Source organism: Paracoccus sp. BR5-17, assembly GCF_055693925.1.
The window spans coordinates 2,337,780-2,357,983 of record NZ_JBVFUV010000003.1; the positions used below are offsets into that span (position 1 = coordinate 2,337,780).

The window sequence follows — 20,204 nt, forward strand, 5'->3', positions numbered from 1 at the left end:
TTCGGCGTTTGCCGGCGCCGAACAGCAGCCGGCAGGAGACGCCCGCAGCGCGCGGGTCAGGCCGACCATGACGCGCGTGCCTCCATCGCGACGGGGCCATCGGCATAGGATGTCCACAGGCGCAGCCCCTCCCCTTCGGCGCAGGCGTTGAGGGTGAAGTCGGCGATGTCGAACAACGGCGACAGCGAGCGGAAGCTGAACTGCACCGGCCGGCTGCCGCGCAGCCTTTCGGCGAACTGGACCAGCATCGTGGCCTGCAGCGGGCCGTGGACGATCAGGCCCGGATAGCCCTCCTGCCTGGTCGTGTAGGGCGTGTCGTAATGGATCCGGTGGCCGTTGAAGGTCAGCGCGGAATAGCGAAACAGCAGCGCCGCCGAAGGCGCGACCGTGGCGCGATGCGCACAGGGGGCCTCGGCCGGGGCAGGCCTGCCGCCCCCGCCCGCGGTCTCGGCGCCGCGATAGACGATGTCCTGGCGCTCCTCGACCGCCAGGCGGCCCGCGCTGTCGATGCGGTGATCGAGGGTGACGAAGCACAGCGTACCCGTCCGGCCCTCTTTCACGGTGACGTCGCGGATGGTCGAGCGGCGGGTGACGCGGTCGCCAACGCGGATGTCGCCGTGAAAGGTGAAGGCACCGCCCGCCCACATCCGGCGCGGCAGCGGCACCGGGGGCAGGAAGCCGCCGCGCGCGGGATGGCCGTCCACGCCCAGCCCGCTGGTGGGCGCGGCGGGCGGGGCGACGCACAGATGGATCATGACCGGGGCGGCCTCGCCGTCCCTGGCCTGCCCGTCCTGGTCGAAGGTGGCCTTGAAGCGGTCCGCCATGGCATCGGTGACCAGTTCCGACCTGGTCTCGACACGCCCGATCCACTGGCGCAGGTGATCGATGTCCAGGCCGCTCATGCGCTTTCCCTGACCTTCGGCAGGGCCGGGACCGCGCCATAGCTGCGCGGTTCGCCCACGAAGACGGCGCCGGGGGCCGGATAGCTGACCGGGCCGTTCGGGGTGTCCACGGTGATGCGGCGCAGTTGCGAATGGCCGGACAGGCCCGCCATGTCGTTGACCGAGGCGAAGGCCACATCCGCCGCGATCAGCCCCGCGGTCGCTTCCTCGGCGGTCTTCGACGCAAAGGCCACGGCCACGGCAGCATCCGTTTCCGGGCGGTTCTGCACGCGCGCCACGTTGGTCGCGAAGCGCGGATCGCGCGCCATCTCGGGGCGGTTCATGAAGACGTCCGCGAACTTGGCGAATTCCCGGTCGCTCTGGATCGAGATCAGGATCTGGTTGCCATCCTTGCAGGTGAAGACGCTGTAGGGCGAGATCGAGGGATGCGCCAGGCCAAGGCGGCGCGGGGACTTGCCGCCTTCGTGGTTCATCAGCGGCACGGTCAGCCAGTCGGCCATCACGTCGAACATCGAGATCTGGATATTCGCGCCCTTGCCGTCGATCCCGCGACGGATCAGCGCCTCGAGGATCGCGGCGTGGGCGGTGGCGCCGGTGGCGATATCGACCAGCGACACGCCCACCCGCGACGGCTCCTCGGGGCCGCCGGTGATCGAGCACAGGCCCGATTCGGCCTGGATCAGCAGGTCATAGGCCTTGCGGTCGGCCATCGGCCCGGTTTCGCCGTAACCCGAGATCGAACAGGCGATCAGCCGCGGATAGTCGGCGGCCAGCCTGTCGAAGCCGAAGCCAAGCCGGCCCAGCGCCCCGGGCTTGAGGTTCTGGACCAGCACATCCGCGCCGGCAAGCAGGCGGGCCAGTTCGTCCTTGTGTTCAGGCAGCGTCAGATCCAGGGCGATGCTTTCCTTGCCCCGGTTCAGCCAGACGAAGTAGCTGGCCTGACCCCTCGCCACGTCGTCATAGCCGCGCGCGAAATCGCCCTCGGGGCGTTCGATCTTGATGACCCGCGCGCCCGCATCGGCCAGACGCGAGGTGGCGAAGGGCGCGGCCACCGCCTGTTCGATGGCCACCACGGTCAGCCCCTCCAGAGGCAGCGTTCCCATCAGAAGCTCCGCGGCAGGCCAAGCACGTGCTCGGCGACATAGGACAGGATCAGGTTGGTCGAGATCGGCGCGACCTGATAGAGGCGGGTCTCGCGGAACTTGCGCTCGACATCGTATTCGCAGGCAAAGCCGAAGCCGCCGTGGAACTGCAGGCAGGCGTTCGCGGCCTCCCACGACGCCTTGGCGGCCAGGTATTTCGCCATGTTGGCCTGGGCGCCGCAGTCTTCGCGCGCGTCGTACCGGCGGCAGGCCTCGAACCGCATCAGGTTGGCGGCCTCGACCTCGATGAAGGCTTCGGCGATCGGGAACTGCACGCCCTGGTTCTGGCCGATGGGACGGCCGAAGACCACGCGCTCGGTGACATAGCGCGACACGCGGTCGATGAACCAGTAGCCGTCGCCGATGCATTCGGCGGCGATCAGCGTGCGCTCGGCGTTCAGGCCGGTCAGGATGTACTTGAACCCCTGCCCTTCCTCGCCGATCAGGTTCTCGGCCGGGATCTCGAGGTTGTCGAAGAACAGCTCGTTGGTCTCGTGGTTGACCATGTTCAGGATCGGGCGCACGGTCATGCCCGATGTCATGGCTTCGCGGATGTCCACCAGGAAGATCGACAGGCCCTCGGACTTCTTCCTGACCTCGGAGAGCGGCGTGGTGCGGGCCAGAAGGATCATCAGGTCCGAATGCTGGACGCGGCTGATCCAGACCTTCTGGCCGTTGATCACGTAGCGATCGCCCCTGCGGGTGGCCGTGGTCTTGAGCTGGGTGGTGTCGGTGCCGGTCGTGGGTTCGGTCACGCCCATCGACTGCAGGCGCAACTCGCCCGTAGCGATCCGCGGCAGGTATGTCCGGCGTTGCTCCTCGGACCCGTGGCGGATGAGCGTGTTCATGTTGTACATCTGCCCGTGACAGGCCCCGGAATTGCCGCCCGCCCGGTTGATTTCCTCCATGATGATCGAGGCTTCTGTCAGGCCCAGCCCCGAGCCCCCGTATTCTTCGGGGATCAGCGCGGCCATCCAGCCGGCCTTTGTCAGGGCATCCACGAACTCCTCGGGATAGGCGCGAGCCTCGTCGATCCTGCGGTGGTATTCGTCGGGAAACCCGGCACACAGCGCACGCACCGCGTCGCGAATGTCCTGATATTCGTCCGTGACTTTCTGAAGCATGGCATCCTTCCAGACCATCGTTTGCAACCAAGCCTGCGCGACGGCTGGCGATATATCAAATATATGTTGTCGATAGCCTATAGAGGGATTTGTTATCTGTCTGCCGCACGGTTGCCGCAGGTCGCCATTCCCGGAATGAGGTTCCGGCCACGCCCGACATGACGCAGGGCGGGGACCTTGCCCAGTAAAGCTTCGGCCCGGTCCTCATAACATCCCGGTATGGCAGACGCAGCAAGCCTCTATTTGATGTTCGGGCGAAAGCGTGTTTCCTTCCGGGGCCACTGGAAACATCATGACCGATCCAACCACCACCCAGGCCGTTGCTGCTGCGAAGACCTGCCCGACCGGCGTGGACACGCTGACCGTGCTGACCGCTGCGTTCGCGCGCTGTGGCGCCGGGCGCATCCTGGACATCGGCTGCGGCGACGGCAGCCTTGCCCAGGCGCTTGACGGATGCGGCTACCGCGTGACGGGCATCGACCCCGCCGCCGCCGCCCTGGCGCGGGCGCGCGAACGGCTGCCCGCGGCCGACTTCCGTTGCGCCCTGGCCGAGGCGCTGCCCGAGGATCTGGGGCGCTTCGACGCCGCCTGCTTCGTCAACTCGCTTCATCACGTCCGGCCGGACCGGATGCAGGACGCGCTTCTGAATGCGGTTGCGGCGGTGGGCCGGACCGGCATCGTGCTGGTCGTCGAACCGCTGGCCCAGGGCAGCTTCTTCCGGGCGATGCGCCCGGTCGAAGATGAAACGCGCATCCGCGCCCAGGCCGCACAGGCGGTCGAAACGCTGATCTCTGCCGGGCGCGTGACGCTGCGCGATCTGCGCCGGTGGAACCGCGAAAGCCGCTTTGCCGGGCTGGACGACTTCATCGCCTATCTTGCGCGCGCCTTGCCCGAACGCGCCCAGGCCGCCCGCAGGAACGATGCCGCGCTGGCCCGGGCCTGGCGCGACAACATCCGCAGCATCGACGGCCTGGCGACCCTGACACAGCCCATGATCTGCTGGACCCTTGCCGCCCCGCAGGAGCCGCGGCGGTGATCGACCTGCGGCAGCTTCGCTATTTCGTGGCTATCGTCGAACAGGGGTCGCTGTCGCGCGCCGCGACCTTCCTGCACGTCGCCCAGCCGGCCCTGTCGCTGCACGTGCGCAACATGGAGGCCGACCTGGGCACGGCGCTGCTGTTTCGCAGCCCGCGCGGGGTCCAGCCGACCGAGGCGGGAATGATCCTGCTGCGCCACGCCCGGATCATCCTGGACCAGCTGACCGTCGCCGAGGAGGAGATCCGCGGCCACCAGAACGATCCCGAGGGCGAGGTCCGGCTGGGCGTGCCCGGCACGATCGGGCAAATCCTGGCGGTCCCGCTGATCTCGGCCGTCCATCTGCGCTATCCGAAGATCAAGCTGCGCATCGCCGAGGCCATGAGCGGCTTCATCCTGGACTGGATGCGCGAGGAAAGGATCGACCTGGCGGTGCTGTACGGCGAGGCCGAGGACCACGGCATCCGGACCGAGCGGCTGCTGGACGAGCGGCTTCAGTTCTTCGGGCCGCCATCCAGGCTGCCGGACGAGGATCTGCCCGAGGCAGGCGGCGAGCTCACCTTCGGCACGGTCCTGGGGCTTCCGCTGATCCTGCCCGGTCCCGGCCACGGCCTGCGCGAGCTTCTGCTGCGGCACGCCAAGGCGAAGGGCCGCGACCTGGACACCGTCTTCGACGTGGATTCCTATGCCAACATCAAGTCGCTGGTCGAGGAAGGCTTGGGCTACTCCATCCTTCCCGAAAACGCGATCGCCCCGGAGGTGGCCGAGAACCGCCTGCGCAGCTGGGCCATCGTCGAGCCCAAGGTCGTGCGAAGCATCCACCTGGCCCACTCTGCCAGCCGCCCGATGACCAATGCCGTCTCGGTCGTGCTGGCCCTGACCCGCGACATGCTGCGCGATCTGGCGCGAACGGGCCGGTGGAGCGGCGCGCAGGTCAGCCAGGACAGGTAACCCCCATCCCCCCTCCATCGCGCCGCACGAGGCCACCATGCCAGCCATATCCGAAGACCACGTGATCGACAGCATCGCCGACGCGCTGCAGTTCATCAGCCACTATCATCCCCGCGACTTCATCCGCGCCATGTCCGCCGCCTGGAGCGCCGAGAAAAGCCCCGCGGCGCGGGACGCGATGACGCAGATCCTGGTCAATTCGCGCATGGCCGCCCTCGGCCGCCGCCCGATCTGCCAGGACACCGGCGTTGCCAACGTCACCGCCCGGATCGGCGTCAGGGCGGCTCTGGACTGGAACAGGCCGCTGCAGGACATGGTCGATGATGCCGTCCGCCGCGCCTACCGCAGCGACACCAACCCGCTGCGCGCCTCGGTCGTGGCCGACCCGTTCGGGCGGCGGCAGAACACGCGCGACAACGCCCCGGCCATGCTGCATGTCGAGATGGTGGCCGGGGATCGGGTGGAATTCGACGTGTCGGCCAAGGGCGGCGGGTCCGAGAACAAGTCGGCCTTCGCGGTGCTGAACCCTTCGGCATCGGTGGCCGACTGGGTGGTGGAGACCGTCGGCAGGATGGGCGCCGGCTGGTGCCCCCGGGCATCCTGGGCGTCGGCATCGGCGGCAGCGTGGACAAGGCGATGGTGATGGCCAAGCAGGCGCTGAACGAACCCATCGACGCGACTGCCCTGCGCGCCCGGGGCCCCGCCAACCCCGAGGAGGCCCTGCGCCTTGAGCTGATCGACCGGATCAACGCCCTGGGCATCGGCGCACAGGGCCTGGGCGGGATCACCACCCTCCTGGACGTGAAGGTGCGCAGCTTTCCCACCCATGCCGCCTCGCTGCCGGTCGCTGTGGTTCCCAACTGCGCGGCGACGCGCCATGTGCATTTCGCGCTGGACGGCTCGGGGCCCGCGCGCCTGGTTCCGCCCGATCTTGCGGACTGGCCGGACCTGGATTTTCGCGACGCCTGGAAGGACGCTCGCCGCGTCGACCTGGACGGGCTGACGCGAGACCACATCGCGACTTGGCAGCCGGGAAAATCGCTGCTGCTGTCGGGGCGCCTGCTGACCGGCCGCGACGCCGCGCATCGGCGGATCGAGCGGATGCTGGCAACTGGCCAGCCGCTGCCGGTCGCCTTCCGGGACCGGGCGATCTATTACGTGGGCCCGGTCGATCCGGTGGGAGACGAGGTGGTGGGACCTGCCGGGCCGACGACCTCTGCCCGGATGGACCGCTACAGCGACATGATGCTCGACCGGCTTGGCGTGTCGGTGATGATCGGCAAGGCGGAACGCGGCGACGCCACGATCGACGCCATCGCCCGCAACGGGGCGGCCTACCTGATTGCGGTCGGCGGCGCGGCCTATCTTGTGTCGCAGGCGATCCGTGAGGCCCGGGTAGTGGCCTTCGAAGATCTGGGGATGGAAGCCATCCACGAATTCGTGGTGAGGGACATGCCTGTGACTGTGGCCGTGGACGCGCGCGGCCACGCCGTTCACCGGACCGGCCCGGCGCGGTGGCGGATGCCTGACTGAGCCATCCGCGGCCGAGCAGCCGTTGGGCCACCTTGCGGCAGCCCAGCGACCGTCCTCCCGCCAAGCCTGCAAGAAGGCGGCGCGCGACCGCGCGCCGCCTTCCTTGCCTCAGAAGCCCAGCAGGTCCGGCAGGAACATCGTGACCGCCGGAACGTAGGTGATCAGCGCCAGGAACAGCAGCGCGGTGATCAGCCAGGGTACGACCGCAACGGACATGGCCGTAAGCCCCAGGCGAGATATGGCCGAGCCGACATACAGGTTCAGGCCTACCGGCGGCGTGCACAGCCCGATTTCCATGTTCACCACCATCATGATGCCGAAATGGACCGGATCGATGCCCAGCGCCACGGCGACGGGGAACAGGATCGGCGCCATGATGAGGACGATGGCCGACGGCTCCATCACCATCCCGACCAGCAGCAGCAGGATGTTGACCACCAGCAGGAAGCCCACCCAGCCAAGCCCCAGGTCCACGATCCAAGCCGACACCGACTGCGGGATCTGCTCGGAGGTCAGGATGAAGGCGAACATCACCGCGTTGGTGATGATATAAAGCAGCATCGCCGACATGGCGGCCGAGGTCAGCAGCACCCGGGGCACGTCGCGCAGCTTGATGTCCTTGTAGACGAAGACCGCGATGACAAAGGCATAGACCGCGCTGACGCCCGCCGCCTCGGTCGGGGTGAAGATGCCGCCATAGATGCCGCCCATTGATGATGACGATCAGCATCAGGCCCCAGACCGATTCCCGGAACGCTATCCAGCGTTCGCGGAAGGAGGCGCGCGGCAGACGGGGATAGTCGTTCCTCCGCGCCCGCCAATAGGTCGTGACGCCCAGCATCGCCGCCAGGATCAGGCCCGGCACCACCCCGGCGATGAACATATCGCCGATCGAAGCCGCCGCGACGCTTTCGCCATCCGGGCCGGTGACGATCATCCCAGAGGTTGCGACCGAATACATCACCATCACGATCGAGGGCGGGATCAGGATGCCAAGACCGCCCGCAGTCGCAACGGGACGGCCATCTTCGGATCGAGGCGCTGAAGGACGCAGGCGAACAGGAAGTGGAGTGTCTGGTCTCCACCGACGATGAGGCCTTCACCTACAACCGCCAGGTCAGCCGCCTTGCGCCGATCCAGGAACACAAGATGATCCGAAAGGCGATCGAGCGCGGCGTGCCCGAGGAGAAGATCGCGCTCGCGCTCGATCTCAACATGAGCAGCATCCGGCGCAAGGTGCGCCTGTTGGACGGCATCTGCGAGGAACGGCGATGTCTCGGAACGCGATATCCGCCGCATCCAGATCCGCGAGACGATCAAGGCGCATTTAGACAAGGAAAAGCAGCTGTTCGCACAGGGCATCAAGGTCCTGTCGCTGTTCTTCATCGACGAGGTGGTGAAGTACCGGGACTATGGCCAGGCCGACGAGAAGGGCGAGTATGCGCGGGTCTTCGAGGAAGAGTACGAGTTGCTGAAGGCTGAGTACCTTTCGGAGCTCATAATCGACAACGAGGCGTACCGGAAATATCTCGCCAGCATCGACTCCGCGAAGACGCACAACGGCTATTTCTCGATCGATAAGAAGACGAACCGCCTCAAAGACCCTGCCGTTGGCGCCCGCTCGGTCGATTCCGACGACGTGGACGCCTACGACCTGATCCTCAAGGACAAGGAGCGGCTGCTTTCCCTTGCCGAACCCACCCGGTTCATCTTCTCACACTCGGCGCTGCGCGAGGGGTGGGACAACCCGAACGTCTTTGTCATGTGCATGCTGAAGCACAGCGACAACACCATTTCCCGCCGCCAGGAGGTGGGGCGTGGCCTGCGGCTGAGCGTCGATCAGCACGGGGACAGGATGGACCACCCGGCGGTGGTGCACGACATCAACGTACTCACCGTGGTGGCGAGCGAGAGCTACAAGGACTTCGTGGCAGGGCTGCAGAAGGAAATCGCGGAGACCCTCTCGTCGCGCCCGAGGCAGGCAACTGAGGACTATTTTGCGGGCAAGACACTCACTACCGAGCATGGTCCAGTCGAGGTGACACCCGCCATGGCCAAGCAGATATACCGCTATCTGGTGAAGAACGACTACACCGACGATGCGGACAAGATCGCAGACGCCTACCACGAGGCCAAGGCGGCGGGAAAACTGGCCGACTTGCCCGAGGAACTGAAGCCGCACGCCGAGCAGGTGGCGCAGCGTCGCCGTGTCGATCCGCGACATGGCGATGGAGCCTTCCTCGCCGAAGAGCTGGCCCGCGACCGCCGCGCGCTCGGCCGCCGGCACGAAGCTCTCGATGGCCGCGTTGATCGCGCCGACGCGCTGGTCCAGCGGCAGCGCGATCAGCTCGTTGGCCGAAAGCCCGAGCCGGTCCAGTGCGTCGGCGGCGGGGCCGGTCCCGGCGGCCGCCTGGCTGAGACGGCGCGTCAGGTCCTTCGTGGCCTGCTCGATGCCGGACATCGACACGCCCGCCAGCTCGCCCGCTCGCTCCAGCGTCTGGATCGAGGCGACGGTGGTGCCGAGCGACTGCGCGAGCTTGGCCTGCGCATCGACCGTCTGCAGGCCGGAGCGGATCATCGCCACGCCAGCGGCGGCAGCGGCTGCTACGGCGGCGGCGGCCGCGACAGCAACACGCCGCGAGAAGGCCGAGAGCCGGGCGTTGGCCGCTTCCATCTCGCGGCTCAGCCGTCCGAAGCCGCGGGATCCGGCTTCGCCCACGCCTTCCAGCTCGGCGCGCACCTGCCGTCCGCCCACGACCGCGAGGCGGACGGACACTCGCTTTTCTGCCATCGGTCAGAGTCCTTGCTTTCGCCGCGTCGGCGTCTTACGTTTTCGACATCGATCACATGAGGGTATGACCATGGCCGAGACTGCGACCCTGTCCTCGAAGTTCCAGATCTCGATCCCCAAGGCGATCCGGGCGGCGCAGCACTGGGAAGCCGGGCTGACCTTTGCCTTCATCCCGAAGGGCACCGGCGTCCTGCTGGTGCCGGTGCCGAAGCGGGAGGCGCTGAAAGGGCTCGCGCGCGGAGCATCTGCCACCGACTATCGCGACCGCTCGGACCGGTTCTGATGATCCTCGTCGACACGTCGGCCTGGATCGAATGGCTGATCGGCTCGCCAACTGGCGAGAAGCTGTCCGGGCAGTTGCCCGAACAGGCCGAGTGGATTGTCCCGACCATGGTTCAGCTCGAGCTGGCGAAATGGCTGACCCGCGAGGTCGGCGAGGACAAGGCGGATCAGGTCATCGCCTTCACGCAGGTCTGCCAGGTCGTTCCGCTCGATACCGAGATCGCGCTCGCAGCGGCGGAGGCGTGCCGGGAGCATAAGCTGGCAACCGCCGACGCCATCATCTTTGCAACTGCGCGCGCGCAAAGTGCGACGCTCCTGACCTGCGACGCACATTTCGAAGGACTGCCGGGCGTCACCCTGATCGAGAAGATCAAGGCCTGACACCCGGGCCGCCGTTCGCACTCAGCTCCTCGTTCAGCTTCCGCACCATCACCGCTTCGATGACCGGTAGCAGTTCGGCCATCGCGAGCGGCGGGACGCCGAGCGCGTCACCGAGCGCCAGCGCCGCCGACAGGTCCCAGCCGATCACCGCGCCCGGCAGCACGCGCAGCTGACCGCCGAGGCGGCCGACGAGGTCCCAGACCTGCCAACCCTCCGGCGTTTCCGGACGGTTCAACCGCGCCGGGCAGTCCGGGCACGTCGTTTGGCAGGCGTCGCAGTATCGCTCGCCCCCGCCGAAGGACCATTCGGCGAGGGCGCGGAGGCGTTTTTCCTGTTCCAGCAGCAGGCCCTTCGAGACGTAGGTCAGCTGGAACGCCTCGAAGATCGGCCAGACGTCGAGTAGCGCGTCGATGGCCTCGGGGCTCGGGTCGATGGGCTGGCCGTCGGCGTCGCCAATGCCGTCCCAGGCAAGCACCGCCCGCCGCGCCAGCGACTTGGCGAAAGCCACCGCGCGCTCCTCGTCGGAAGCCTCCTCCGGAACTGCCTCGACGGCTAGATCGCTGCGCGTCGCCACCATCAGCGCGGTGGTCAGCGGGCGGAGCTGCACCCGGACGCCGGGGGCGAGGTCATGCCAGCGCGGCGCGTTGGTCAGGTCGAGCGTCAGCATCCTCAATACTCCTCTATGTCGTTGATCAGGGTGGCGGTGCACATCCGGCCGACCACGCTGTCGCGCGCCGCCTGCCAGTCGAAGGTCGCCTGCACGCCCTGCGGCCCAGAAATCTCGATGCGCGGGCGCGGCAGGTAGACGGCGTGCACCGTGAAGGTGAAGCTCTCGCCCGAGGGCAGGACGTAGGCGAATTCCATCTCGCAGGCCTCGCCATTGATCGCCTGCGTCACCAGCGTCTGGTCGGCGAAGCGCACCTCGATCCGGCCGGTGAGCGCCGCGATGGACGGGTCGGCGCCGTCGATGCGCCCGTCCGAGCGGATCGTCTCGATCCGGTCGAGGTTGTTGGCATAGGTGATCTCGGCCGAGACCACGTTGCCGAGAGCCGTGCCATTGCGCGTAATCGACCCGTTGAAATGCCCGAAGCGCTTCAGCTCCAGCGCTGCGGGTGTTCCCGCGCTGGTCGTCGTGCCCGCCGTCTCGCCCTGCGCCACCAGCCGCGCCGTCGCGGTCAAGAGCCCCGAGCGCTGCATCTGCCAGGTGATCTGGTCGAGCACGCAGCCGGAATACATCGCGTAGCGCGGCACCTCCGGCATGCCGGTCTCGATCGACATCGAGGGCAGCGTCCAGGACCCGGACTGGAACTCGTGGGTGTAGGGAGCTTCCGCACCCGTGGTCGAGGGTGCGCCGAACGCCGCCTTCAGCCAGAAGCCGAAGGCCTCGGCGTCGAGCGGCACGACGACATCGCCGTCAGCCGTCACCGCGTCCTTGATCGGCGCCAGCGGATCGCGGCCATAGCCGAGAAGTTCAGAGTTGAGCAACGGCTGCTCCGCGCCGAGAGATGTGCTGGCGAAGGGCATGCGGGTGAAGCCGCTCACCCCAGCTATCGGTTCGAGGACGCGGTGTTCATGAAAACGCCGCTGTGGCGGGCGGCTTTGCGGCTGGATACGGATAGCGCAGTTGAACGAAAGACACGACATTAGCGTCCAGTGGGGGAGCCCCAACCGCTCTATCGACTTCCCGCGTGCGTAGGTGCTAGGTGATGTTGACAAAAGGGGTTCCACCGGCGTTCGCGCTGTGATTCAAGCTGCTCTCTACGTAGGAGATGAGCTTGGCACGCAACCTGATGTCCGACGACGAATGGGGATTCTTTGAGGGCTTCATCCGAGCCGTCCGGCATCCGAACGGGCGCAAGCCTGCGGACCATCGTCTTGTTCTGGATGGCATTTTCTGGATCGCAAGGACTGGTGCGCCGTGGCGCGACCTGCCCGAAGAGTTCGGCAAGTGGTCCTCGGTCTACCGGCAGTTCCGCCGTTGGACCCTTGCCGGGCTGTGGGAGGATATCCTGGACGCGCTGAACCACGCTGGGATCGCGCCGGACAAGCTGCAGATGATCGACAGCACCGTGATCCGCGCCCATCATCATGCGGCGGGCGCAAAAGGGGACTCCGAAAGAGGCTCTTGGCCGTTCGAGAGGTGGCTTCTCGACCAAGATCCATCTCCGCGTCAACGGCGCTGGCCTCCCGATGAGGACCGAGATCACGCCGGGGCAGGATTCCGACTACACCGGCTATGATCTGGTGATGGCCGACAACCTGCCGCAGCCAGCCGTCCTGGTCGCAGACAGGGGCTATGACTCTGATAAAATTCGGGAAGACATCGAGAGCCGCAACGCCCTCCCCATGATACCGATGCGAAAGAACCGAAGGGTGCGCAAGGCTGTCGACATGACCATCTACACCCTGCGCAACATGGTCGAGCGCTGCTTCAACAAGCTGAAAAACAGCCGTCGGCTGGCAACCCGCTACGACAAAACCGCAGAAAGCTTCCGCGGCTTCATCGACATCGCATGCATCAAGCTCTGGCTCCGCCATTTGTCAACATGACCTAAGGGCATCGTGCGCTTGCGGATGCCTCCGAGGCCATCAAGTTTCTTGATCACGAACCCGATCTAGCGCGCAGAGATGCGCGCCCTTGCGACAACCACGTGTTTTGACTTGAATTCTCTCGCCGCGACCGGCGAACACGGAGCAAACTGCCTCAGGAGGTTCGCTCCCCATGCAAGACGACATCGCTTTCGCGCCGCCGGCCGAGACGCTCACGACTGATGAGCGGCTGGCGGAACTGGCCGCCATCCTCGCCAGCGCCATCGCGCGCACCAACCCACGGGAAACGAACGAGAATTCTCCGTTCAGCGGAGACAGTTCGCTGGACATTCTGTCCCTCAAACGCCGTCGTCGGAGACAGGTGCAAAACCGAGTTGGAGACGACGCATGAGGAAAAACACAAGGAAATCAGGCGCAAAGGCTGCGCTCGCGCGGCCGGCGGAGGGGATCGACGTCCTGGCCGAACTGGCCGCGCTGAAGGCGATGACAGTGCCCGAGCTGCAGGGGAAGTGGCGGGTCATGTTCGGCGAACCCGCACCGAACGCCAGCCGCGGAAACCTGGAGCTGCGGATCGGCTACCGCATCCAGGAACTGGCCCATGGCGGGATCAAGCCTGCGACACGCCGCACACTGGACGCGCTGGCGGCCGAGGTCGCCACGGGCGCGCCGGGCCCGCTGATCGCGGATCCCCGCCGCCCGATCCCCGGCACAAAGCTGGTGCGCGAATGGCAGGGTGAGGAGCAGGTCGTCACCGTTCTGACCGATGGCTTCGAATGGCAGGGGCGGCGCTTCAAGTCGCTCTCGGCCGCAGTCCGTGCGATCACCGGTAGCCACTGGAACGGGTGGAAGTTCTTCGGGATGGCCCATGGTGCGGAGGCGCGCCCATGAGCCGCACCAAGCCCGAAGCCGTCCGCCGCCTGCGCTGCGCCATCTACACCCGCAAGTCGAGCGAGGAAGGACTCGACATGGAGTTCAACAGCCTCGACGCGCAGCGGGAAGCCTGCGAGGCCTATATCGCTTCACAGCGCGCCGAGGGCTGGGTCGCCCTGCGCGACCGCTACGACGACGGCGGCTTCTCCGGCGGTACGCTGGACCGCCCCGCGCTGGCGCAGCTGATCGCCGACATCGAGGCCGGGCTGATCGACGTGGTCGTGGTCTACAAGATCGACCGCCTCAGCCGCGCGCTGATGGACTTCTCGAAGCTGGTGGAGATTTTCGACCGCCACGGCGTCACCTTCGTCTCGGTCACTCAGTCCTTCAACACGACCACCTCCATGGGGCGGCTGACGCTGAACATCCTGCTCAGCTTCGCCCAGTTTGAACGCGAGGTGATCGGTGAGCGCATCCGCGACAAGTTCGCGGCCTCGCGCCGGAAAGGGATGTGGATGGGGGGGCCGGTGCCGCTCGGCTATCTCGTGAAGGACCGCAAGCTGGTGATCGAGCCCGCCGAGGCGGAACAGGTCCGGACGGTCTTCCGCCTCTACGCCCGCTCCAGTTCCACGGCCCAGGTGCTGAAGGAGTTGCACGCGCGCGGGATCCGCACGAAGCGCGGCGCGGTGTTCGACCGGGGCTACCTGCTGAAGTTCCTGCACAACAAGGTCTATCTCGGCCTCGCCGTGCACAAGGACGAGGTCTATCCCGGTGAGCACAAGGCGATCATCGACCAGAAGCTATGGGACGAGGTCCACGAGGTCATCGCCAACAACCGCGTCGCCCGCGGGGCGGTGGCGCGGGCGGCGCAACCGGCGCTCCTGCGCGGGCTGATCTTCACCGAGACGGGCGCCGCCATGACGCCCCACCACACCAAGCGGAAGGGCAAGCGGTACTGCTACTACACCTCGATGGACGTGATCCGGAAACGCCCCGCGGCCGAACTGCGCGGGCCACAGCGGCTGCCGGGCGCCATGGTCGAGGAAGCCGTCATCGGCGAAATCCGCCGGATGCTGCGCACGCCCGAGGTCGCGGCGCGCACCGCGCGGGCGGTGCGGAAGGACCGCCCCGATCTCGATGAGAGCACCGTTGTCGCCGCGCTGGCACAGTTCGACGAGCTGTGGAAGGCGCTCATCCCGGCCGAGCAGGCGCGCATCGTCCAGCTGCTGGTGGCGCGGATCACGGTGAGCGAGGCGGGTCTTGCCATCGACCTGCGCCACGATGGCCTCGGCGCCATCGCGGCCCTTATGGCACCGCCCAAAAGGGAGGTCGCCTGATGCCCGCGCCCGAAACCCTGCGCGTCCACATCCCGCTCGAACTCCGCCGTCGCGGTGGTCGCCCCCGGATCCTTCCGCCGAAGCATGTCGAGGCCGCCATGGGGCGCGGACAGGATCCCCACCTCTTGCGCGCCATCGGCCGCGCATGGGGCTGGCGGCAACGGCTGGAACGCGGCGACGTCGCCACGCTCGCCGATCTCGCCGCCGACGAGGGCCTGTCCGACCGCTACGTCAGCCGCCTTCTGCGGCTTGCGTGGCTGGCGCCCGACGTCCTCGAGCGGCTGGTCGTCCACCGCGAGCCTTCGACGATCAGCATCTACGACCTGTGCTTCGTCGCGTCGCTACCGTGGGAAGAACAGCCGGCGCGGGTGTTCGACTGAGCCTCAGTGAAAGCTCGCCCGATACGACGTCGCCGTCAGCGAGACATGGGCATCGAGCGGTGGGCGCAGTTCGAACGCCTTGGGCTCGCGTGAGAAGTTCCACAGCCGGAACAGGCACCATTCCATGCGCCGCTCCTCGGCCACGGCCAGTTCATTGCGCGTAATGTGAAATGGCGTCCGGTCCCAGCCGTTCGTCGTCTTGACCTCGATCAGCCGCGACCGGCCATCCTGCTCGAAACTGGCGATGTCGTAGCCGGCACCGTCCCCGTCCTCCTCCGACACCCAGCGAACCTTGCGCGCCAGGTCATCGCGCCCCGCTGACCGCAGCACCGACCGCTCGTAGGCCAGCACGCGTTCCTCGCCGGCACGGCCGAGGGCGCGGTTACGCTCGTCGCGGCCGGCCACGTCTGACTTCCTCGCGATCCGCAACATCAGGTCCAACTCCTGCGGTGGTGGCTCGTTGGACAGCGTCGGCGGCGGCCCGATCCAGATCTGCGCCGCATCGTAAAGGCCGGTGGGTGGTCTGCCTTCGGGGGACCGCAAAACCCACTCCGGATGCGAGTTCATCCATCGCAGGACGGCATCCTCGAGCGAGCTCTGGAAGTTGAAGGCGGGTGCGAGGCCAGTCAGCCAGGTCTCGCCCAGCGCCTTGAGCACGGCACTGATGTTCTGGTGCTTGTACTCGATTGCCTTCGCGGACCGATGGATCCGGTCTGCAAGCTGTCGATATGATGCCGCCTTGTTCAGGGGTTTCCCCGCGAGATCGTCGACCAGCATCGCGAAGTAATCCGCGACGATCAGATCGTTCTCTTCATCCGTCCAGGGCCCGTTCGACATTGCGCCAGGCTACGGACGGGAAGCCCTTCTGTCATCAACGTTTTCCGGAGTTTTCCCGGGCAAACCACCGCCACCGCTACCCACCATTCGGCCAGCGCACCCAGCGGCTGCGCCTACCGCCCGTTGCGGCTCTGTTCCCCTCGAAGGCGATGGACACAGGGGCCGAAGTTTTGGCGGAGTTGAAACTCAGGCCATTGGAAAAGCATGAAAAAATCCGACCGAACCGAATTTGGCGAGGTTCGCCCGAACAGAGACGGAGGGCCGTTCAGAGCCCCGAACGGGCCAGGCGCGCAGTCTCAGGGGTTCGCATGGGGGAGGCAAAGCCCTTTGAATACACAACTATTTCCGCGCCGCGATGGGCGGTAAGCATCCGGCGTAGGCGGCGGTCATGCAGCGAGTTGGCGCTCCGATGGCTGCCACGTCCATGGCAGAAGGTCCTGCACGCGTGAAGCCGTTGTGTTGGGGAGCTTGGCAAGGACGTCGGCGAGCCAAGCCTGCGGGTCGATGCCGTTCATCTTGGCGGTGACGATCAGAGAATACATGAAGGCGGCGCGGTCTGGGCCGCGCTCGGATCCAGCGAAGAGCCAGGACTTCCGTCCCAGCGCGATACCGCGCAGTGCGCGCTCGGCCGCGTTGTTTGTCAGGCAGACGCGCCCATCCTCGAGGAAGAGCGTGAAGGCGTCCCATCGGTTCTTCTTGAACATGTAGGCGATCGCCTTGGCGACGGGGTTGTGCTTCGACATGGTTCCCTGTTCGGCCCGCATCCAGTCGTGCAGCTCCTCGACCAGGGGGCGGACCAGCCGGTGCCGGGCGTCGAGCCGGCTGGCGATGTCCAGACCGTTGATCTGACGCTCGATATCGAAGATGGCGTCGATCTTCTTCACGGCTTCCAGCGCGACAGGCGATATGTCGTGCGCGGGCTTCTTCTGACGGGCATTTTCCTTGATGTCGGCGAGCTCGAAGAGCTTCCGTCGGGCATGGCTCCAGCACAGGGCGCTCAGCACGGCCCCCGGATCACGATCACCGCGATAGAGGTCGTTGTAGCCACCATAGGCATCGGCCTGGAGAACGCCCTGCCACCCCGCAAGATGCCGGTTCGGATGCGCCATCTCCCTGTCGCGCGAGAAGTGGAACAGCGCGGCCGGTGGCGCGCCGCCGCCAAAGGGCCGGTCGTCGCGGACATAGGTCCAGAGCCGCGCTGTCTGCGTCCCTCCCTTCGCGAGGAGGGGGACCGTTGTGTCGTCGCCGTGGAGGCGCTCGGCCGCCAGAACATGGTTCCGGATCAGGGCGTGGATCGGTGCCAGAGCCGCGGTGCAGGCCCCGACCTGGTCGGCCAGCGTCGAGAGGCTGAGATCGACGCCTTCCTTTGCATAGCGTTCTGCCTGTCGGTTGAGCGGCTGATGCTGACCGAACTTCTCGAACAGAACCATCGCCAGCAGGTTCGGTCCAGCCCATCCCCGCGGCGCGGGATGGAAGGGCGCCGGCGGCTGGCTGATCTTCTCGCAGGCCCGGCAGGTGAACTTCTCACGCACCGTCTGGATCACCTTCCACTGACGCGGGATGACCTCGAGCGTCTCGGTAATGTCCTCACCCATCTTCACGATACGGTCCGAGCCACAGCAGGAGCACGCTGTCGGTGCCTCGATCACCACCCGCTCGCGCGGCAGATGGTCCGGGAACGGCTTGCGCACCGGGCGGCGACGCTCGAACCCGGCGACCGCCGTGGTCTTCGCCTTCCCGGCGGCAATCTCGTCCTCGGTGGCGGCGGCCTCGAGTTCCTCGAGCTGCAGCTCCATCTGGTCGATCAGGCGGGCGCGGCGCTCGGCGCTATGGCCGTAGTGGTCGCGCCGGAGCCTGGCGATCTCCAGCTTGAGGTGTTTGATCATCGCTTCCGAGGTGGAGACCACCGCCCGGGCCTGCGCCAGTTCGCTCTCGGCGGCCTCGGCACGGGCTTGCGACGCCGCAAGTGCGGCACGCAGTCGGGCAATCTCGGAAGCGGTATCGGACATGCCCGAAGCATACCTCGAGCTGGCGAAACGCCCAACAAAATATGGGCTTTCGCAAACTATTATCCCGCCTTTGTCGGGCGTTGTGTCCACCGCGGATTGCGCCAGTCCATCCCTTCCAGAAGATAGCCGAGTTGCGCCGCCGAGATCTGCACGGCCTCGCCGGTGCCGCTGCTCGGCCAGATGAACTTCCCGGCCTCCAGCCGCTTGGTATAGAGCGACATGCCGACGCCGTCGTGCCAGAGCAGCTTGACCAGGTCGCCCTTGCGACCGCGAAAGCAGAATATCTCGCCCGCATGTGGATCGCGCCCCAGACCCTGCTGCACCGTCAACGCCAAGGTGTTCATGCCGCGCCGCATGTCGGTGACCCCGCCAGCGATCCACACGCGCACCCCCGCCGGGAAGGCGATCATCGGCCCTCGATAACCAGCAGGAGCCGGGCTAATGCGTCCGGGTCCACCGACGAGGACACGAGCAGGCGCCGTCCGTTCCGCAGAACGATCTCGAGCTGGACGTCGGGGGCCGGCTGCCGCGGCGACTGCGCATCAATGTCCGGCGCCATCTTCACCGGCACGAAAGCAGGACCGCTTGCGATCGCAAGTTCGCCGTTCCGATACTGTCGCCGCCAGACGGTCAGCAGTGAACGCGAGATACCATGCCGCCGCGCCGTCGCGGTGACCTGGCGAGACCCCCGATGGCTTTCCTCGACCACCCGGATCTTGTCCGCGTCGCTCCAGTGCCGCCGCCGCGGCGCGTCCTCGGCGGACAGGATCTCGATCTGGGGTGTGAACGTAAGGTCGACCATAAGGTCGGACTTATCATCCCCCACAGCGCCCCGTCAGACGGCCCCCGCCGAAGGGTTACGATGGGCGCATGTCCGTGTTCGCAACAGGGATGATGGCGGAGGGAAAGGGACTGCGGTCCAACCTTCTCTTGTGGGTGCCGCTCTCATTTGCAAGGAATTTCCGAGCCTTAGACATGTGATCGAGTGCGGACTCTTGTCAGGCCTGTTCGTGCGGCCCGATAGATGCCGCTGGCCGAGATGGTGATGCGCGGACCGGGGCCAGATCTCTGAGAGCGAGCTCGAGGCTCGGAGAAGGTTTCTGGTTCGCCCAACCCGGATCATGTCGATCATTTGCCCATGCAGTTCATGTCTTCCTCACAACTTGGTGGTCCGGTTCGAACCGTGCCGCCGGATCAGGCAGCTCTTGCGATCTCCGGGCCGCGATAGTCTTCGCCCCGCGTCAGCATCGCCCAGATGCCACGCGCCATCTTGTTGGCCAGCGCCGAGGCGGCCAACATCGGCGGCTTGCGTTCCAGCAGGCGCGCCAACCAGGGATTTCTCGGTGCGCCATGGCGCAGCGCCCAGCGGATCACGGCCATCGCGCCGGTGATCAGCAGGCGGCGGATATCACGCTGGCCCATCTTCGAGGTTCTCCCGAGCTTCTGCTTGCCGCCGGTCGAGGCCTGTCGCGGCACAAGCCCCAACCACGCTGCGAAGTCGCGACCGCGTTTGAACTGCTCCATGGGAGGTGCAAAGGTCTCGACGGCCAATGCGCTGATCGGGCCCACACCCGGCATGGTCTGAAGGCGGCGGGATGTCTCGCCTTCCCTTGCGATCGCGTCGATTCTCTTTTTCATGGCATTGATCCGGCCAGTCAGATGCATGATCTGGTCCAGCAACTCACGACAGATTTCCCGGGCGAGCGGTGGCAAATCCGAGTTCGGATCCTCGAGGACGGCACCGAGACGCGGGAGATAGCCGATCCCCTCGGGCCGATGAAGCCGAACTCGTACAGGTGCGACCGCAGCGCGTTGACCGCTTCTGTGCGCTGCTTCACGAACTGCTCGCGGGTGCGGAACAGGATGGACCGCGCCTGCTGAGAATGCTCTCGGCTTCGGAATGGAAGCGGCCGACAAATTCGGCGAAGCGCACCTGTTCGTCTCGGACACGTTGTGGTTCCAGCGTGCCGTCGATCTCGTAGGGTCCTTCGGGCGGAAGAGTTCCGGCAGCGGGCGCGATCCTGACCTTCTTCACATTAGCCTCCGTCCAGATCGGACAAGCTGATCGGGTTCAGCCTGT

The 20,204-nt window shown here is 66.5% G+C and carries 22 protein-coding genes and 5 pseudogenes; 12 read left to right on the top strand and 15 right to left on the bottom strand.

Going from position 1 to position 20,204, the window contains the following annotated elements; genetic code table 11:
• Positions 1–56 precede the first annotated feature (56 nt).
• The 3 genes from ACZ1HC_RS13085 to ACZ1HC_RS13095 are packed head-to-tail and all read right to left on the bottom strand — an operon-like array spanning position 57 to position 3,168.
• On the bottom strand, positions 57–902 hold the full coding sequence (locus tag ACZ1HC_RS13085; protein WP_472700374.1) for an HTD2 family dehydratase: 846 nt from the start codon (positions 900–902) through the stop codon (positions 57–59).
• The gene (locus ACZ1HC_RS13090) at positions 899–2,005 is read right to left on the bottom strand and encodes a CaiB/BaiF CoA transferase family protein (RefSeq protein WP_472700375.1); all 1,107 of its coding nucleotides are present in this window, start codon (positions 2,003–2,005) and stop codon (positions 899–901) included. The genes ACZ1HC_RS13085 and ACZ1HC_RS13090 overlap by 4 nt, the downstream gene beginning before the upstream one ends.
• Positions 2,005–3,168: an acyl-CoA dehydrogenase family protein gene (locus ACZ1HC_RS13095; protein WP_472700376.1), complete on the bottom strand. Its 1,164-nt coding sequence runs from the start codon at positions 3,166–3,168 to the stop codon at positions 2,005–2,007. Before ACZ1HC_RS13095 ends, ACZ1HC_RS13090 begins: the two co-directional genes overlap by 1 nt.
• A 292-nt stretch (positions 3,169–3,460) precedes the next feature.
• Between ACZ1HC_RS13095 and ACZ1HC_RS13100 the strand changes: the two genes are divergently transcribed.
• The 4 genes and pseudogenes from ACZ1HC_RS13100 (at position 3,461) to ACZ1HC_RS13115 (ending at position 6,687) form a co-directional block, all read left to right on the top strand.
• Entirely contained in the window at positions 3,461–4,204 is a 744-nt protein-coding gene (locus ACZ1HC_RS13100) for a class I SAM-dependent methyltransferase (RefSeq protein ID WP_472700377.1), read from the top strand.
• Complete coding sequence (locus ACZ1HC_RS13105) at positions 4,201–5,154, top strand: LysR substrate-binding domain-containing protein (protein ID WP_472700378.1); 954 nt, start codon at positions 4,201–4,203, stop codon at positions 5,152–5,154. Before ACZ1HC_RS13100 ends, ACZ1HC_RS13105 begins: the two co-directional genes overlap by 4 nt.
• Positions 5,155–5,191: 37 nt before the next feature.
• Positions 5,192–5,982: pseudogene (locus ACZ1HC_RS13110) on the top strand (fumarate hydratase); the annotation flags it as partial.
• A 51-nt stretch (positions 5,983–6,033) separates the two neighbouring features.
• Positions 6,034–6,687: a fumarate hydratase C-terminal domain-containing protein gene (locus ACZ1HC_RS13115; RefSeq protein WP_472700842.1), complete on the top strand. Its 654-nt coding sequence runs from the start codon at positions 6,034–6,036 to the stop codon at positions 6,685–6,687.
• A 108-nt stretch (positions 6,688–6,795) separates the two neighbouring features.
• Here the strand turns inward: ACZ1HC_RS13115 and ACZ1HC_RS13120 are convergent, their stop codons facing one another.
• Positions 6,796–7,398, bottom strand: a complete 603-nt coding sequence (locus tag ACZ1HC_RS13120) for a TRAP transporter large permease subunit (protein ID WP_472700379.1) — start codon at positions 7,396–7,398, stop codon at positions 6,796–6,798.
• 55 nt (positions 7,399–7,453) lie between these two features.
• Positions 7,454–7,654: pseudogene (locus ACZ1HC_RS13125) on the bottom strand (TRAP transporter large permease subunit); the annotation flags it as partial.
• A 50-nt stretch (positions 7,655–7,704) separates the two neighbouring features.
• Here ACZ1HC_RS13125 and ACZ1HC_RS13130 point away from each other — a divergent pair.
• A pseudogene (locus ACZ1HC_RS13130) lies at positions 7,705–7,953 on the top strand (plasmid partitioning protein RepB C-terminal domain-containing protein); the annotation flags it as partial.
• A 928-nt stretch (positions 7,954–8,881) separates the two neighbouring features.
• On the opposite strand, the pseudogene ACZ1HC_RS13135 reads toward ACZ1HC_RS13130, so the two are convergent.
• A pseudogene (locus ACZ1HC_RS13135) lies at positions 8,882–9,478 on the bottom strand (phage tail tape measure protein); the annotation flags it as partial.
• A 70-nt stretch (positions 9,479–9,548) separates the two neighbouring features.
• Between ACZ1HC_RS13135 and ACZ1HC_RS13140 the strand changes: the two are divergent.
• Positions 9,549–9,761 (top strand): AbrB/MazE/SpoVT family DNA-binding domain-containing protein, encoded by a 213-nt coding sequence (locus tag ACZ1HC_RS13140; RefSeq protein ID WP_036718052.1) that lies wholly within the window; start codon positions 9,549–9,551, stop codon positions 9,759–9,761.
• Positions 9,761–10,141, top strand: coding sequence for a PIN domain-containing protein (locus ACZ1HC_RS13145; RefSeq protein ID WP_472700380.1), 381 nt, complete (start codon positions 9,761–9,763; stop codon positions 10,139–10,141). The genes ACZ1HC_RS13140 and ACZ1HC_RS13145 overlap by 1 nt, the downstream gene beginning before the upstream one ends.
• Here the strand turns inward: ACZ1HC_RS13145 and ACZ1HC_RS13150 are convergent.
• The 3 genes and pseudogenes from ACZ1HC_RS13150 to ACZ1HC_RS13160 form a co-directional block, all read right to left on the bottom strand.
• Positions 10,131–10,304: a DUF7697 family protein gene (locus tag ACZ1HC_RS13150; RefSeq protein ID WP_472700843.1), complete on the bottom strand. Its 174-nt coding sequence runs from the start codon at positions 10,302–10,304 to the stop codon at positions 10,131–10,133. The two genes, ACZ1HC_RS13145 and ACZ1HC_RS13150, sit on opposite strands and share 11 nt — an antisense overlap.
• Positions 10,305–10,372: 68 nt before the next feature.
• A pseudogene (locus ACZ1HC_RS13155) lies at positions 10,373–10,808 on the bottom strand (hypothetical protein).
• 2 nt (positions 10,809–10,810) lie between these two features.
• Positions 10,811–11,785, bottom strand: a complete 975-nt coding sequence (locus tag ACZ1HC_RS13160) for a phage tail tube protein (RefSeq protein WP_472700381.1) — start codon at positions 11,783–11,785, stop codon at positions 10,811–10,813.
• A gap of 125 nt (positions 11,786–11,910) precedes the next feature.
• Between ACZ1HC_RS13160 and ACZ1HC_RS13165 the strand changes: the two genes are divergently transcribed.
• The 5 genes from ACZ1HC_RS13165 to ACZ1HC_RS13185 all read left to right on the top strand — a co-directional run bounded on the left by ACZ1HC_RS13165 (position 11,911) and on the right by ACZ1HC_RS13185 (position 15,278).
• Positions 11,911–12,691, top strand: a protein-coding gene (locus ACZ1HC_RS13165; RefSeq protein ID WP_472700216.1) for an IS5 family transposase whose coding sequence is annotated in 2 segments (ribosomal slippage) — positions 11,911–12,248 and positions 12,247–12,691 — 783 coding nt in all. Because the reading frame shifts where the segments join, the coding sequence is not laid out codon by codon here.
• A gap of 172 nt (positions 12,692–12,863) precedes the next feature.
• Entirely contained in the window at positions 12,864–13,082 is a 219-nt protein-coding gene (locus tag ACZ1HC_RS13170; RefSeq protein ID WP_472700382.1) for a hypothetical protein, read from the top strand.
• On the top strand, positions 13,079–13,579 hold the full coding sequence (locus tag ACZ1HC_RS13175; RefSeq protein ID WP_472700383.1) for a DUF2924 domain-containing protein: 501 nt from the start codon (positions 13,079–13,081) through the stop codon (positions 13,577–13,579). The genes ACZ1HC_RS13170 and ACZ1HC_RS13175 overlap by 4 nt, the downstream gene beginning before the upstream one ends.
• Positions 13,576–14,898, top strand: coding sequence for a recombinase family protein (locus ACZ1HC_RS13180; RefSeq protein WP_472700384.1), 1,323 nt, complete (start codon positions 13,576–13,578; stop codon positions 14,896–14,898). The genes ACZ1HC_RS13175 and ACZ1HC_RS13180 overlap by 4 nt, the downstream gene beginning before the upstream one ends.
• Positions 14,898–15,278: a hypothetical protein gene (locus ACZ1HC_RS13185; RefSeq protein ID WP_472700385.1), complete on the top strand. Its 381-nt coding sequence runs from the start codon at positions 14,898–14,900 to the stop codon at positions 15,276–15,278. The genes ACZ1HC_RS13180 and ACZ1HC_RS13185 overlap by 1 nt, the downstream gene beginning before the upstream one ends.
• A gap of 3 nt (positions 15,279–15,281) precedes the next feature.
• Here the strand turns inward: ACZ1HC_RS13185 and ACZ1HC_RS13190 are convergent, their stop codons facing one another.
• The 6 genes from ACZ1HC_RS13190 to ACZ1HC_RS13215 all read right to left on the bottom strand — a co-directional run bounded on the left by ACZ1HC_RS13190 (position 15,282) and on the right by ACZ1HC_RS13215 (position 20,159).
• Complete coding sequence (locus ACZ1HC_RS13190) at positions 15,282–16,115, bottom strand: protein NO VEIN domain-containing protein (RefSeq protein WP_472700386.1); 834 nt, start codon at positions 16,113–16,115, stop codon at positions 15,282–15,284.
• A gap of 386 nt (positions 16,116–16,501) precedes the next feature.
• Entirely contained in the window at positions 16,502–18,124 is a 1,623-nt protein-coding gene (gene tnpC / locus ACZ1HC_RS13195; RefSeq protein WP_472700844.1) for an IS66 family transposase, read from the bottom strand.
• A 59-nt stretch (positions 18,125–18,183) separates the two neighbouring features.
• Positions 18,184–18,534: an IS66 family insertion sequence element accessory protein TnpB gene (gene tnpB / locus ACZ1HC_RS13200; RefSeq protein WP_472699603.1), complete on the bottom strand. Its 351-nt coding sequence runs from the start codon at positions 18,532–18,534 to the stop codon at positions 18,184–18,186.
• On the bottom strand, positions 18,531–18,926 hold the full coding sequence (gene tnpA / locus ACZ1HC_RS13205) for an IS66-like element accessory protein TnpA (RefSeq protein WP_472699017.1): 396 nt from the start codon (positions 18,924–18,926) through the stop codon (positions 18,531–18,533). Before tnpA ends, tnpB begins: the two co-directional genes overlap by 4 nt.
• Positions 18,927–19,318: 392 nt before the next feature.
• Positions 19,319–20,041 (bottom strand): IS110 family RNA-guided transposase, encoded by a 723-nt coding sequence (locus tag ACZ1HC_RS13210; protein WP_472700845.1) that lies wholly within the window; start codon positions 20,039–20,041, stop codon positions 19,319–19,321.
• Positions 19,959–20,159, bottom strand: a complete 201-nt coding sequence (locus ACZ1HC_RS13215) for a hypothetical protein (protein ID WP_472700870.1) — start codon at positions 20,157–20,159, stop codon at positions 19,959–19,961. Before ACZ1HC_RS13215 ends, ACZ1HC_RS13210 begins: the two co-directional genes overlap by 83 nt.
• Positions 20,160–20,204: the final 45 nt, after the last annotated feature.